Genomic DNA, 13,574 nt, shown 5'->3' with positions numbered 1-13,574 from the left:
GTTGTGAGCGCGAGTCTCTGGACCTCCGCCGACATCGCCGCCGCCATCGGCGGCGTCGCGTCCGCACCCTTCGCCGCGACCGGCGTCACGTTCGACTCACGCGAAGTCGGCCCCGGCGACCTGTTCATCGCGCTGACGGGAGAAGCGACCGACGGTCACCGTTTCCTGCCGCAAGCCTTCACCCAAGGCGCGGCGGGTGCGATCGTCTCGCAGCCGGGCGAGCACCCCCACGTCCTCGTCGCCGACACGACGGCCGCGCTCGACGCGCTCGCCCGTGCGTCCCGCGCCCGCACCGCCGCAAAAATCATCGGCGTTACCGGATCGGTCGGCAAAACCGGCACCAAGGAAGCGCTGTTCGCAGCGCTCGATCGCGGCGCGCGCGGGGCGGCGCATCGCTCGGTCAAGAGCTACAACAACCATACCGGCGTGCCGCTCAGCCTGTCGCGGATGCCAGCCGATACCCGCTTCGGCGTGTTCGAAATGGGCATGAACCACGCTGGCGAACTCAGCGCACTCACCCAGCTCGTCCGCCCGCACGTCGCGATCGTCACGACAATCGCGCCTGCGCACACCGCTTTCTTCCGCGACGAAGCCGCGATCGCCGATGCCAAAGGCGAGATCTTCCAAGGCCTCGAACCCGGCGGCGTCGCGATCGTGCCGTATGACAGCCCGCACCGCGACCGCTTGGTCGCCGCCGCCGCGCCGCATGCCGCGCGGACCGTGACCTTCGGGCTCGACAAGGGCGCCGACGTCCGCGCGATCGAATCGATGCGGCTGGCAAGCGGCGCGACCTTCGTGACCGCGGTGGTGGGGGAGCGCGAGCTGAGCTTCACGATCAGCCAGCCCGGGCAGCATTGGGTGTCGAACAGCCTCGCGGTGCTGGCAGCGGTCGATGCGGTCGGCGGCGATCTCGCGGCGGCAGGGCTTGCGCTCGCGGAGCTCGGCGGGCTCGCCGGGCGCGGCGCGCGCTTCGCGATGCCGCTCGGCGATGGCGACGCGCTGGTGATCGACGAAAGCTACAACGCCAATCCGTCGTCGATGCGCGCGACGCTCGCCGTCCTCGGCGCCGAGCGCGCGGCGCGCAAAATCGTCGTGCTCGGCGAAATGCGCGAACTCGGCGAGCGTTCGGACGGCTATCATGCCGCATTGCTCGAGCCGATCCTTGCGGCCGGGGTCGAAGCGGGCATTCTTGTCGGTGAAGCGATGGCGCCGCTGGCAAACGTGCTTGAGGGGAAGGGTGATTTCGTCCATGTCGCCGACGCCGCCGCGGCGCGCGCCAGTCTTTTGAAGATGCTGGCGCCGGGCGATGCGGTACTCATCAAGGGATCGAACGGCGTAGGGCTTTCGGCAATTGTCGCCGACCTGCGAAGCAGGATACCGGAAACCCTGCGGGGCGGGACACTTTAATGCTCTATTTCATTGCCGATTATTTGGGCTTCCCCGGGCTACTCAATCTCATCCGGTACCAGAGCTTCCGCACCGGCGCCGCAGTCGCGACGTCGCTGTTCCTCGGCTTGCTGATCGGCCCGCGCTTCATCGGCTGGCTGCGGCTGCGCCAGGGCAAGGGGCAGCCGATTCGCAGCGACGGCCCGCAATCGCATCTCGCCAAGCGCGGCACGCCGACGATGGGCGGGCTGATGATCCTGACCTCGATGGTCGCCTCGATCCTGCTGTGGATGGATCTTTCGAGCCCGTATGTCTGGGCATGCACCTTCGTGACGCTCGGCTTCGGCGCGATCGGGTTCCTCGACGACTATGACAAGGTCCGCAAGGCGAGCACGGCGGGCGTGTCGAGCCGGATGCGGCTGATCGGCGAGTTCGTCATCGCCGGGATCGCCGCGATGCTGATCGTCCACCAGAACGGGACGCATCTCTATCTGCCGTTCTACACCGGGTCGGTGATCGATCTCGGCTATTTCTACGTCGTGTTCGCGGCGTTCACGATCGTGGCGTTCGGCAATGCGGTGAACTTGACCGACGGGCTCGATGGCCTCGCGACGATGCCCGTCATCATCGCGAGCGTCGCCTTCATGGCGATCGTCTATCTCGTCGGGCGCGCCGATTTCGCGCATTATCTTGGCATTCCGCATGTGCCGCACGCCGGCGACCTCGCGATCTTCTGCGGGGCGATCGTGGGGGCGGGGCTTGCCTTCCTGTGGTTCAATGCGCCGCCCGCCGCGGTCTTCATGGGCGATACCGGGAGCCTTGCGCTCGGCGGCGCGCTCGGCGCGATTTCGGTCGTCGCGCATCACGAGATCGTGCTCGGCATCATCGGCGGGTTGTTCGTCGTCGAGGCGATGTCGGTCATCATCCAGGTGTTCTTCTACAAGCGCACCGGGAAACGCGTCTTCAAGATGGCGCCGATCCACCATCATTTCGAGCAGCTCGGCTGGAGCGAGCCGACCGTCGTGATCCGATTCTGGATCATCGCGCTGGTGCTCGCGCTGGCGGGGCTTTCGACGTTGAAATTGCGGTGATCGTCTCGCCCCTCTGGCGCGGCAAGAGCTTCGCTGTGCTGGGGCTCGCACGCTCGGGCGCAGCGAGCGTGCACGCGTTGCTCGCTGGCGGCGCGCGAGTCGTTGCGTGGGATACCGATGAGCAGCGACGCGACCACATCCGCGCTCGCGCAGTCGGGCAAGATCTGGTGTTGGCCGACCCGCTCGAGGTCGATCTTGCCGATTTCGACGCGTTGATCGTCTCCCCCGGCGTTCCGCTCAACCGTCATCCCGTCGCCGCGAAGGCGCGCGCCGCCGGCATTCCGATCATCGGCGATATCGAACTGTTCGCGCAGGCGCGGCCAGCGCTCCCCGCGCACAAGGTCGTCGGCATCACCGGAACCAACGGCAAGTCGACCACCACCGCGCTTGTCCACCACATCCTGCAGAACGCGGGGATCTCCAGCCTGATGGGCGGCAATATCGGCCTGCCGGTCCTCGAACAGACCCCGTTGCCCGAAGGCGGCGTCTATGTGCTCGAACTGTCGAGCTACCAGATCGACCTTACCGTCAGCCTCGATTGCGAAGTCGCGGTGCTGCTCAACCTGACGCCCGACCATCTCGACCGCTATGACGGGTTTGCCGCCTACGCCGCGTCGAAGGCAGGGCTGTTCGCGATGCAGGCCACGACGCACGACGCCATTATCGGCATCGGCGATACCCCCTCGGCGCTGATCGCGCGCAGCCTTTCGGGACGTGGCGAGCATCTCACCAAGATCGCGCCGGGCGTGTGCATGGACCAGTCGCGCTGGCCGAGCCTGCAGGGGCCGCACAATGCGCAGAACGCGCTCGCCGCGATTGCGGTATGCCAGGCGCTCGGCGTGCCCGAGGCGATGATCGATCGCGGGCTCGAAAGCTTCGCCGGCCTGCCGCACCGGATGGAGCGCGTCGCGGTGCGGGGCGGCGTCACGTTCGTCAACGACAGCAAGGCGACCAACCCCGAATCGACCGCGCCCGCGCTCGCGGCGTTCACGCGGATCCACTGGCTCCTCGGCGGCAAGGCCAAGTCGGACGATCTCGATGCCTGCGCTCCGTCGTTCGGCGATGTCGTCCACGCTTATACCATCGGCGACGCCGCGCAGACGTTCGCCGCGATCCTCGACGGCAAGATCCCCGTGACGGTGAGCGGCGACCTCGCCACCGCCGTCGCGCAGGCCGCCGCCAACGCGCAGCCGGGCGACACCGTCCTGCTGTCGCCGGCGTGCGCCTCGTTCGACCAGTTCCGCGATTTCGAGGATCGCGGCGACCAGTTCCGCGCCGCGGTCGAGGCGCTGGCGTGACCGAGCAGCGCACCCCGCCTCCAAAGCTGTGGAAGAGCATGAAGCATCGCGGCGGTCGGGGAGACCGCTCGGCGCTCGGCATGTGGTTCTGGGATATCGACCGGATGCTGCTGCTGCTGACGCTGCTGCTGGTGGCGGTCGGGCTCGTTGCGGTCGGTGCGGCGTCGCCTGCCGCTGCGACACGCTATTCGGACGGCAAGCATGTCGTGCCGCCGCTATTCTATCTGTGGTGGCAGCTCGCCTGGGTCGGCGTGTCGCTCCCCGTGCTGCTCGTCGTCTCGATGCTGCCCGTGCCGGTCGCGCGACGGATGGCGCTGATCGGCACCGTCGCGTGTCTGATATTGCTGATGCTCGTGCCGGTGATCGGCGTGCAGAAGAACGGCGCGACGCGCTGGCTCAACCTCGGCGTGTCGCTGCTCCAGCCGTCCGAGTTCCTCAAACCCTTCTTCATCGTCACCGCCGCCTGGGTGCTGTCGATGCGCGCGCAGGACGAATCGCTGCCGGTGGTCATGATCACCGGCGGGATGACCGCGCTCGTCGCGCTGCTGCTGATGCTCCAGCCCGATTTCGGGCAGACCGTGGTGTTCTGCGCGGTGTGGATGGCGTTGCTGATGATCTCGGGCACGTCGCCCAAGGTGATCGGCGGGCTGATCGCCGCAGTGCCGCTGGGGCTGGGGGCGGCCTATATGTTCTACGGGACGGCACGCGCGCGGATCAACGCGTTCCTGTTCCCCGATGCAGACGGCATCGGCGCAGCCGACCATTTCCAGACCAATGCCGCGCACGACACGATCACCGCGGGCGGCTGGCGCGGGACCGGCCCTGGCGGCGGCGCGATGAAGTTCCGGCTGCCCGAGGGGCATACCGACTATATCTTCTCGGTGATCGGCGAGGAATTCGGGCTGATCGCGTGCATGATCATCGCGTTTCTGTTCCTTGCAATCGTCGTACGGGTGTTCGTCAAGCTGCTCGACGAGCAGGACGAATTCCGTCTGTTCGCCGCCGCCGGGCTCGCGACGCAGTTCGGCGTGCAGGCGCTGATTTCGATGGCGGTCAACACCGGGCTCGCGCCGTCGAAGGGGATGACGCTGCCCTTCATCAGCTATGGCGGATCGTCGCTTGTCGCGCTGTCGATCGGGATGGGGTTGCTGCTGGCGTTTACCCGGCGCAATCCGTTCGTTACGCGATCCAAATATATCGCGCATCGGAGCGGCATATAATGGCAAAGCATTTCGTATTGGCAGCAGGCGGCACCGGCGGGCACATGGTCCCGGCCGCCGCCCTTGCCGCCGAGCTGATCCAGCGTGGGCATTATGTCGCGCTCGTCAGCGATGAGCGCGGCGTGCGCTTTCCCGGGCTGTTCGAGGGGATCCAGACGCATATCCTCCCGGCCGGACGCCTGAGCGGCGGGCCGATCGGCTATCTGAAGGCGGCGCGCGCGATGCTCAACGGGCGCGCGATGGCGATCGAGCTGTACAAGAGCTTTCGCCCCGATGCGGTGATCGGCTTTGGGGGGTATCCGGCGCTCCCGGCGCTGCTCGGCGCGTTCAACCACGGCATTCCGACTGCGGTGCACGAACAGAACGCCGTGCTCGGCCGCGTCAACCGGCTCGTCGCAGGCAAGGTCGATGCGATCGCCACGTCCTACGCCGACGTTGCTCGGCTCAAGCCGAAGCTGCTGGCGAAGACGCATCTCGTCGGCAATCCGGTGCGCGACGCGGTGCTCGCCTTGCGCTCCAAGCCGTATCCGCTGCTCGAGGAGGACGGTATCTTCCGCGTCCTCGTCACCGGCGGGAGCCAGGGCGCGAGCGTCCTGAGCCAAGTCGTCCCCGACGGCCTTTCGATGTTGCCCGTCGCCTTTCGGCGGCGGCTGCAAGTCACCCACCAGGCGCGGATCGAGGATATCGAGGCCTGCCGCGCCAAATATGCCGAGCTGTCGATTGCCGCTGACCTTGCCACGTACTTGCCCGACATGCCCGAACAGCTCGCCTGGGCGCATCTCGTGATCGCCCGCGCAGGGGCCTCGACGCTCGCCGAACTGACCTGTGCCGGGCGTCCGGCGATCCTCGTGCCGCTCCCCTCGGCGACAGACGATCACCAGACCGCCAATGCGCGCGAGATGACACAAGCCGGTGGCGCGCGGACGATCGATCAGCGCCACTTCACCCCGGTCGAACTCGCCAAGCAGATGCAGAAGCTCGGGCTCGACCCCGAGGCGCTGCAGAACGCCGCTGGGCGCGCGCGCGCGTGCGGGCGGCCCGACGCCGTGCGCGACCTTGCCAACCTCGTCGAAAGCCTCGGCGATCCGCTCGGCGACATGCCGATCGGAAAGCCGCAGCCCGTAAAGGCAGCATTCGCATGAGGGGCGTCGCAACCGATATCGGGACGATCCACTTCGTCGGCATCGGTGGCATCGGCATGTCGGGCATCGCCGAGGTGATGAAGAACCTCGGCTATGCGGTGCAGGGGTCGGACGTGGCCGAGGGCTATGTCGTCGAGGGCCTGCGCGCCAAGGGGATCAAGGTGCTGATCGGGCACCATGCCGACAATCTCGGCGATGCCGCGGTGATCGTCACGTCGACCGCGATCAAGCGCGGCAACCCCGAGGTCGAGGCCGCGCTCGAACGGCGCATCCCGGTGGTGCGGCGCGCGGAAATGCTCGCCGAGCTGATGCGGCTGAAATCGACCGTCGCGGTCGCCGGGACGCATGGCAAGACGACGACGACGTCGATGGTCGCGGCGCTGCTCGATGCGGGCGGGGTCGATCCGACCGTGATCAATGGCGGGATCATCAATTCCTACGGCTCGAACGCGCGATTGGGCGCGAGCGACTGGATGGTGGTCGAGGCCGACGAGAGCGACGGCAGCTTCCTGCGTTTGGACGGGACGATCGCGGTCGTCACCAATATCGATCCCGAGCATCTCGACCACTATGGCTCGTTCGATGCGGTGAAGGATGCGTTCGTCGAGTTCGTCGAGAACGTGCCCTTCTATGGCGCGGCCTTGCTGTGCCTCGATCATCCCGAAGTGCAGAACATCATCCCGCGCGTCCGCGACCGGCGTGTCGTGACCTATGGTTTCTCGGCGCAGTCCGACGTGCGCGGGGTGAACGTGACGCCGATCCCGGGCGGCAACCGCTTCGAGGTGATCGTGCGACACCGTGACGGGACGACCCGCTCGATCGAGGGGATCGAGATGCCGATGCCGGGGCGCCACAACGTCCAGAACGCGCTCGCCGCGATCGGCGTCGCGCTCGAGCTCGGGATCGACGATGCGACGATCCAGCAGGGGTTCGCCAAGTTCGGCGGGGTGAAGCGTCGCTTCACCAAGGTGGGCGAGACGGGTGGCGTCACGATCATCGACGATTACGGGCATCACCCGGTCGAGATCCGCGCAGTGCTGTCGGCAGCGCGCGAGGGCGTCGAGAACCGCGTGATCGCGGTGGTGCAGCCGCATCGCTTCTCGCGACTGGGCGATTTGATGGAGGAGTTCCAGGGCGCGTTCAACGATGCCGACATGGTGTTCGTGGCGCCGGTCTATGCAGCGGGCGAAGCGCCGGTCGAGGGTGTCGATGCCGAGGCATTGGTCGAGGGGTTGAAGCGGCGCGGGCATCGCTCGGCGACGACGATCGCCGGGCCCGAGGCGCTGGCGGCGCGGCTGGCCGAGGTCGTGCAGCCCGGTGATATGGTGGTCTGCCTGGGGGCTGGGGATATTACCAAATGGGCGGCTGGCTTGGCGGCTGGTATCGAGGCTGCGCGATGAGCGTGAGCGAGTCTTCTCTGTCTTCTCCTGCTGCTTCTTCCCCCCTCCCGCTTGCGGGAGGGGCCGGGGGAGGGCCTTCTTTAGGCGTCGCCCAAGCTTCCAGGTCATTCCCTCCCCTAACCCAGTCCGAGGTGAACGATGCCCCGCATCGTTCAGGTCATGCCGGGGGCATGACCGACCTCGGACTCGCAAGCGGGAGGGGGATTGAAGGCAGGGTCACCGACAATGCCCCGCTTGCCCCGCTCGTCTGGTTCAAATCCGGCGGCAGCGCGCAGTGGCTGTTCGAACCCAAGGACGTCGCCGACCTCAGCGCCTTCCTCGCCGCGCTCGACCCCAGCATCCCCGTCCTCCCGCTCGGCCTCGGCTCGAACCTGATCGTCCGCGATGGCGGCGTGCCCGGCGTGGTGATCCGCCTCGGCAAGCCCTTCGCCAAGGTCGAGACGCTCGACTCCACCACCCTGCGCTGCGGCGGCGGCGCGAGCGGGATCCTCGTGTCGTCGAGCGCGCGCGATGCTGGCATCGGCGGCGTCGAGTTCCTGCGGTCGATCCCCGGCACGGTCGGCGGCTTCGTGCGGATGAATGGCGGCGCGTACGGGCGCGAAACCAAGGATGTGCTCGTCGAGTGCGAGATCGTCTTGCGCTCGGGCGAGCGGCAGACGCTCGCGGTCGAGGCGCTCGGCTATACCTATCGCCACTCGACGCTGCCCGCTGGTGCCGTCGTCGTGAGCGCGACCTTCCGCGGTCATCCCGAAGCACCGGCAGTCATCCAGGCCGAGATGGACCGCATCGCCGCCGAGCGCGAGGCGTCGCAGCCGTTGCGCTCGAAGACCGGCGGTTCGACCTTCAAGAATCCGCCCGGCCACAAGGCCTGGGCGCTGATCGACGCCGCCGGCTGCCGGGGCCTGCGGCGCGGCGATGCGCAGGTCAGCGAGAAGCATTGCAATTTCCTTCTCAACCTCGGCGCGGCGACGAGCGCCGATATCGAGGCCTTGGGTGAGGATGTGATTGCGCGGGTGAAGGCACAGTCCGGGGTGACGCTCGAGTGGGAAATTCAGCGGGTGGGAATCGAGCAGTGAACGGGACTCTTTCGTCGCCGCGGTGCAGGCCGGGGCCGCTCGGTTTCGGGCGTACCCTATCATCGCAAGGCGGCCCCGGCTTGCGCCGGGGCGACGGGCTGTGAGCGCACTTCATGTCGCAGTCCTGATGGGCGGCTGGTCGGCCGAGCGCGACGTGTCGCTGATGTCGGGCGCTGGCGTTGCCGATGCGCTCGAATCGCTCGGGCACCGCGTGACGCGGATCGACATGGGGCATGACGTCGCGGCAAAGCTCGCCGAGGCGAAACCCGATATCGTCTTCAACGCGCTCCACGGGACGCCCGGCGAGGATGGGGCGGTGCAGGGCATGCTCGATCTGATGGGGCTGACCTATACGCATTCGGGGCTCGCCACCTCGGTCATCGCGATCGACAAGCAGCTGACCAAGCTGCTGCTCGTCCCCGCCGGGATCCCGATGCCGGGCGGGCGGATCGTCAAGAGCGAAACGCTGTACGACGGCGACCCGTTGCCGCGGCCCTATGTGCTCAAGCCCGTCAACGAAGGGTCGTCGGTCGGCGTCGCGATCGTCACCGCCGAGGGTAACTACGGCAACCCGATCGCGCGCAGCACGCCCGGGCCCTGGAGCGAGTTCGACGAATTGCTCGCCGAGCCGTACATCCGCGGCCGCGAGCTCACCACCGCGGTGCTCGGCGACACAGCGCTCGGCGTCACCGAGCTCAAGCCGCTCACCGGCTGGTACGATTACGAATCGAAATATACCGACGGCAAGACCGAGCACATCTTCCCCGCCGCGATCCCCGACGAGATCACCGCGGCGTGCAAGCAGATCGCGCTCGACGCGCACCGCCTGCTCGGCTGCAAGGGCGCGTCGCGCTCCGATTTCCGCTGGGACGACGAGGCCGGGGTCGAGGGGCTGTTCCTGCTCGAGGTCAACACCCAGCCGGGGATGACCCCGCTCAGCCTCGTGCCTGAGCAAGCCAAGCATTGCGGGATTACCTATCCGCAGCTCGTCCAGGCGATCGTCGACGAGGCGGTGAAGGATCGGGCGCTGAAAGAAAAGGCGCCATGAGCAGCGGCACGATCAAGCGCGGCACCGCACGCCGCCCGGTCCAGCCGAAGCGGCGCAAGCCGCCCAAGGCATCGACGATCGACAAGCTGATCGCGATGCTGCCGGTCAGCGAAGCGACGCTCCATAAGATCGCGACCTGGTCGATCATGGGCGCGGTCGGCGCGGCGGTGCTCGTCGGTGCGACCTATCTCGGCGTGCCCGCGGCGATCGGCAGCGCGATCGGCGAGGGGATCGGCGATGCGGGGTTCCGCGTCACCAATATCCAGATCACCGGTCTCAAGCGGATGGACCACAACGTGATCTACAAGATCGCGGCGAACCAGCCGTCGATGGCGATGCCGCTCGTCAGCCTCGAAAAGATCCGCCAGGATCTGCTCGCGCACAGCGGCTGGATCGAGGACGCGCACGTCTCGCGGCGGCTGCCCGACACGCTGATGGTCAACGTCATCGAGCGTACGCCGAGCGCGATCTGGCAGAACAAGGGCCAGCTCTCGCTGATCTCGGCGAACGGAACGTGGCTCGAGCCGGTCAATCCCGAGGCGATGCCCGATCTGCCGCTGGTGATCGGCGCGCACGCCAATGAGCAGGAGCCGGCGTATCGGCAATTGCTCGACGTCGCGCCGGCGTTGCGCGGCCAGGTCAAGGCGGCGACGTGGGTCGGCAACCGCCGCTGGACGCTCACCTTCGAAAGCGGCGAGACGCTCGCTTTGCCCGAGGGCGACGCGGCGGCGGGCAAGGCGCTGGTGCGTTTCGCGCAGCTCGACGGGGTCAAGCCGCTGCTCGGCAAGGGCTGGCTGGGGTTCGACATGCGCGACCCGACGCGGCTGGTCGCACGCAAACCGGGGCTGGTCGACAACAAGGCGATCACCGATCCCACGGCGACGACGCCCGCGGGGACGCCGGTGACGGGGCAGGCGACTCCGGCGAACAAATCGGGCGTGATCGAAGCGAAACAATCGGGGCCAGCAGGCCAAGGATAGCGTAAGCGGGCGGAACAGGGGACAAGCAGATGGCGAAGACAGCACCGGAAGGCCTCATCACCGCGCTCGACATCGGGTCGTCCAAGGTGTCGGCGATGATCGCGCAAAAGGGTGACGGCGGCGAGTTGATCGTGCTCGGCACCGGCCAGCGCGAGAGCCGCGGCGTCAAGCGCGGCTATATCGCCGATGCCGCCGCGACCGAAGTCGCGGTGCGCGAGGCGGTCGAGCAGGCCGAGCGGATCGCGGGCACCAATATCGAGAACGTGTGGGTCAGCTTCTCGGCCGGTGGCCTCGTGTCCGACGTCGCGTCGATCGAGTTCGAGCTCGGCGGCCACCGTGTCGAGCAGTCCGACATCGACGCTTTGCTCCAGGCCGGTCGCGATTCGATCGACCCGGCGGGGCGGATGGTGCTGCACGCGCAGCCTGCGCTCTACACGCTCGACGGGTTGACTGGGGTGAAGCGCCCGCTCGGGCTGCATGCCGACCGGCTCGGCGTCCATATCCATGTCGTCGCCGCCGACGGGTCGCCGGTGCGCAACCTTGGGCTGTGCGTCGCGAATGCGCATCTCGAGGTGAAGTCGATCATCGCCTCGCCGGTCGCCACTGGAATGGCATGCCTTAGCGACGAGGAGCGCGAGCTCGGCGTCGCGCTGGTGGAACTGGGGGCAGGGATCACCAACGTTTCGCTGTTCGCCGGCGGCATGCTCGTCGGGCTGATGTCGATCCCGATCGGCGCGCAGGACATTACCGACGACATCGCCTCGGCCTTCGGCACGCGTCGGGCGCAGGCCGAGCGGATGAAGTGCGTCCACGGCTCGGCCAATGCGTCCCCGCGCGACAATCACGAGATGATCGACGTCGCGCCGATCTCGGCCGAGGACGACGCGCATGACGGCACGCGGATCACCAAGGCGCAGCTGATCGCCGTGATCCGCCAGCGGCTCGATCATCTGATCGGCGAAGTCGGCAAAGCGCTTGCCGAGCTGAAGTTCGAAGGGCCGGTCGGGCGCCAGGTCGTGCTGACTGGCGGCGGGGCGGAGCTCAAGGGCATCGCCGATTACGCGCAGCAGGCCCTCGGCCGCTCGGTGCGGATTGGGCGTCCGCGCGGGCTGACCGCGTTGCCCGAGGCGCATGCCGGACCGGCATTCGCGACGCTCGCCGGGCTCGCATTCTACGCGGCGGCCGATCCGGTCGATCTGCGCGCACTGTCGAGCAAGCAGCAATTGGTCCATCGCCCGAAGGGTTTCGCGCTGTTCCGACGCCTCATGGCGGCAGCCCGCGCGAATTATTAAAGATTTGCTACTGGATTGTGCGGTTCGCTCTGGAAGGACCGCCAGCGATGGTGCAAGACTGCACCTATATCAGTTTGGCGCCGGGGTGTGGGCGCACGTTGGAGACCGGACATGAGCATCGAATTTTTGCCGCCAGAAGTCGATGAGCTCACGCCGCGCATCGCGGTGATTGGCGTTGGCGGCGCTGGCGGCAACGCCATCGCCAACATGATGCGTGCCGATGTGCAGGGCGTCGAGTTCCTCGTCGCCAACACCGACTCGCAGGCGCTCAAGCAGTCGACCGCGAGCCACAAGATCCAGCTCGGTGCGAAGATCACGCAAGGCCTCGGCGCCGGCTCGCGCCCCGAGATCGGGCGTGCGGCGGCCGAAGAGACGATCGAGCAAGTCACCAAGATGCTCGAAGGCTCGCACATGTGCTTCATCGCCGCCGGCATGGGTGGCGGTACTGGTACCGGTGCGGCGCCCGTCATCGCCAAGGCGGCACGTGACATGGGCATCCTGACGGTCGGCGTCGTCACCAAGCCGTTCGCCTTCGAGGGCACGCGCCGCGCGAAAAGCGCCGAGGCGGGCATCGAGGAGCTGCAGAAGTATGTCGACACGCTGATCGTCATCCCCAACCAGAACCTGTTCCTCGTCGCCAACGCGAACACGACCTTCAAGGAAGCGTTCCAGATGGCCGACGAAGTTCTGCAGCAGGGCGTTCGCGGGATTACCGATCTGATGGTCATGCCCGGCCTCATCAACCTCGATTTCGCCGACGTCCGTTCGGTGATGCAGGAAATGGGCAAGGCGATGATGGGCACCGGCGAGGCCGAGGGCGACAATCGCGCGATCGAGGCGGCATCGAAGGCGATCGCCAACCCGCTGCTCGACGGTGTCAGCATGAAGGGCGCCAAGGGCGTCATCGTGTCGATCACCGGCGGCGACGACATGCGCCTGCTCGAAGTCGACGAAGCCGCAAACCACATCCGCGAGCTGGTCGACGAAGACGCCAACATCATCTGGGGCTCGGCGTTCAACCCCGATCTCGAGGGCAAGATCCGCGTTTCGGTGGTCGCCACCGGGATAGAGGCCGAAGTGCGCCCCGTTCCGGCAGCGCCGCCAGTGTCGCGCGCGTTCAGCTTCTCGGGCACCAAGAAGACCGAGACGCCGGCGGCTCCCGCGGCTGACCCCGCGCCTGCCGACGAAGCGGCACCCGAGCCCGCGTCGCAGGACGACGAGCTGGTGCTCGGCAGCGAGACCGTGGTCGCCCCCGAGCCGGCACCCGCTCCGGCCCCTGCGCCCGCACCGGTGACGAGCTTCGACGACACGGCCCCCGCGCCATCGGCACCCGCTGCCGACGACACCGCCGCCGAAGCGCCGACGCGCCGCCGCTGGCTGTCGCCGGGTGCGCCCGCCGCAGAAGCGGCTCCCGCCGCCCCCGAGCCCACGCCCGCGGCGCCAGCGCCGCGCGTCAAGCTCGGTGGAACACTGTTCGAGCGCATGTCGAGCGTCTCGCGCGGCGCCGCGCGCGACGAGGAGCCTGCCGCCGACAAGGATCCGCTTGATATCCCGCGCTTCCTGCATCGGCAGAACAACCAGTAACGATCCGCGGCGGATCACGGCGAGCGCTCCCGATCGGGCGCTCGCCGTCACTGGGTG

General features: G+C 67.6%; 11 protein-coding genes. All 11 read left to right on the top strand.

The features are described from left to right. The first annotated feature begins 3 nt into the window (after positions 1-3). Positions 4-1,407, top strand: a complete 1,404-nt coding sequence (locus tag E2E30_RS11755; RefSeq protein ID WP_133190016.1) for a UDP-N-acetylmuramoyl-tripeptide--D-alanyl-D-alanine ligase — start codon at positions 4-6, stop codon at positions 1,405-1,407. Continuing rightward, positions 1,407-2,477 (top strand): phospho-N-acetylmuramoyl-pentapeptide-transferase, encoded by a 1,071-nt coding sequence (mraY, locus tag E2E30_RS11750; RefSeq protein WP_133190014.1) that lies wholly within the window; start codon positions 1,407-1,409, stop codon positions 2,475-2,477. Before E2E30_RS11755 ends, mraY begins: the two co-directional genes overlap by 1 nt. After that, a complete protein-coding gene (gene murD / locus E2E30_RS11745; protein WP_133190012.1) occupies positions 2,474-3,775 on the top strand; it encodes a UDP-N-acetylmuramoyl-L-alanine--D-glutamate ligase in 1,302 nt (433 codons plus the stop codon). Before mraY ends, murD begins: the two co-directional genes overlap by 4 nt. A 38-nt stretch (positions 3,776-3,813) precedes the next feature. Beyond that, positions 3,814-4,995 carry an FtsW/RodA/SpoVE family cell cycle protein gene (locus tag E2E30_RS11740; RefSeq protein ID WP_133192062.1) on the top strand — a complete coding sequence of 394 codons (1,182 nt, stop codon included), beginning with the start codon at positions 3,814-3,816 and terminating at the stop codon, positions 4,993-4,995. Then, positions 4,995-6,137 (top strand): undecaprenyldiphospho-muramoylpentapeptide beta-N-acetylglucosaminyltransferase, encoded by a 1,143-nt coding sequence (gene murG, locus E2E30_RS11735; RefSeq protein WP_133190010.1) that lies wholly within the window; start codon positions 4,995-4,997, stop codon positions 6,135-6,137. Before E2E30_RS11740 ends, murG begins: the two co-directional genes overlap by 1 nt. Then, positions 6,134-7,537 (top strand): UDP-N-acetylmuramate--L-alanine ligase, encoded by a 1,404-nt coding sequence (gene murC, locus E2E30_RS11730; protein ID WP_133190008.1) that lies wholly within the window; start codon positions 6,134-6,136, stop codon positions 7,535-7,537. The genes murG and murC overlap by 4 nt, the downstream gene beginning before the upstream one ends. A 170-nt stretch (positions 7,538-7,707) precedes the next feature. Continuing rightward, the gene (gene murB / locus E2E30_RS11725) at positions 7,708-8,613 is read left to right on the top strand and encodes a UDP-N-acetylmuramate dehydrogenase (RefSeq protein ID WP_133190006.1); all 906 of its coding nucleotides are present in this window, start codon (positions 7,708-7,710) and stop codon (positions 8,611-8,613) included. A 100-nt stretch (positions 8,614-8,713) separates the two neighbouring features. Then, a complete protein-coding gene (locus tag E2E30_RS11720; RefSeq protein WP_272482930.1) occupies positions 8,714-9,661 on the top strand; it encodes a D-alanine--D-alanine ligase in 948 nt (315 codons plus the stop codon). Then, positions 9,658-10,641: a cell division protein FtsQ/DivIB gene (locus E2E30_RS11715; protein ID WP_133190004.1), complete on the top strand. Its 984-nt coding sequence runs from the start codon at positions 9,658-9,660 to the stop codon at positions 10,639-10,641. Before E2E30_RS11720 ends, E2E30_RS11715 begins: the two co-directional genes overlap by 4 nt. 29 nt (positions 10,642-10,670) lie before the next feature. Continuing rightward, positions 10,671-11,933 carry a cell division protein FtsA gene (gene ftsA / locus E2E30_RS11710; protein WP_133190002.1) on the top strand — a complete coding sequence of 421 codons (1,263 nt, stop codon included), beginning with the start codon at positions 10,671-10,673 and terminating at the stop codon, positions 11,931-11,933. A 111-nt stretch (positions 11,934-12,044) separates the two neighbouring features. Continuing rightward, the gene (gene ftsZ, locus E2E30_RS11705) at positions 12,045-13,517 is read left to right on the top strand and encodes a cell division protein FtsZ (protein WP_133190000.1); all 1,473 of its coding nucleotides are present in this window, start codon (positions 12,045-12,047) and stop codon (positions 13,515-13,517) included. The last annotated feature ends 57 nt before the right edge of the window (positions 13,518-13,574 follow it).

The organism is Sphingomonas sp. AAP5 (assembly GCF_004354345.1).
GTDB classification, from domain to species: domain Bacteria; phylum Pseudomonadota; class Alphaproteobacteria; order Sphingomonadales; family Sphingomonadaceae; genus Sphingomonas; species Sphingomonas glacialis.
Note: the sequence above shows the minus strand (reverse complement) of the source record. Positions and strands in the feature narration are given on the sequence as shown.

What these genes read in the sequence shown, in the direction of transcription:
- mraY (WP_133190014.1), top strand. Translation starts at nt 1,407, where the DNA reads ATGCTCTATTTCATTGCCGATTATTTGGGCTTCCCCGGGCTACTCAAT.
- E2E30_RS11740 (WP_133192062.1), top strand. Translation starts at nt 3,814, where the DNA reads ATGAAGCATCGCGGCGGTCGGGGAGACCGCTCGGCGCTCGGCATGTGG.
- murG (WP_133190010.1), top strand. Translation starts at nt 4,995, where the DNA reads ATGGCAAAGCATTTCGTATTGGCAGCAGGCGGCACCGGCGGGCACATG.
- murC (WP_133190008.1), top strand. Translation starts at nt 6,134, where the DNA reads ATGAGGGGCGTCGCAACCGATATCGGGACGATCCACTTCGTCGGCATC.
- murB (WP_133190006.1), top strand. Translation starts at nt 7,708, where the DNA reads ATGACCGACCTCGGACTCGCAAGCGGGAGGGGGATTGAAGGCAGGGTC.
- E2E30_RS11715 (WP_133190004.1), top strand. Translation starts at nt 9,658, where the DNA reads ATGAGCAGCGGCACGATCAAGCGCGGCACCGCACGCCGCCCGGTCCAG.
- ftsA (WP_133190002.1), top strand. Translation starts at nt 10,671, where the DNA reads ATGGCGAAGACAGCACCGGAAGGCCTCATCACCGCGCTCGACATCGGG.
- ftsZ (WP_133190000.1), top strand. Translation starts at nt 12,045, where the DNA reads ATGAGCATCGAATTTTTGCCGCCAGAAGTCGATGAGCTCACGCCGCGC.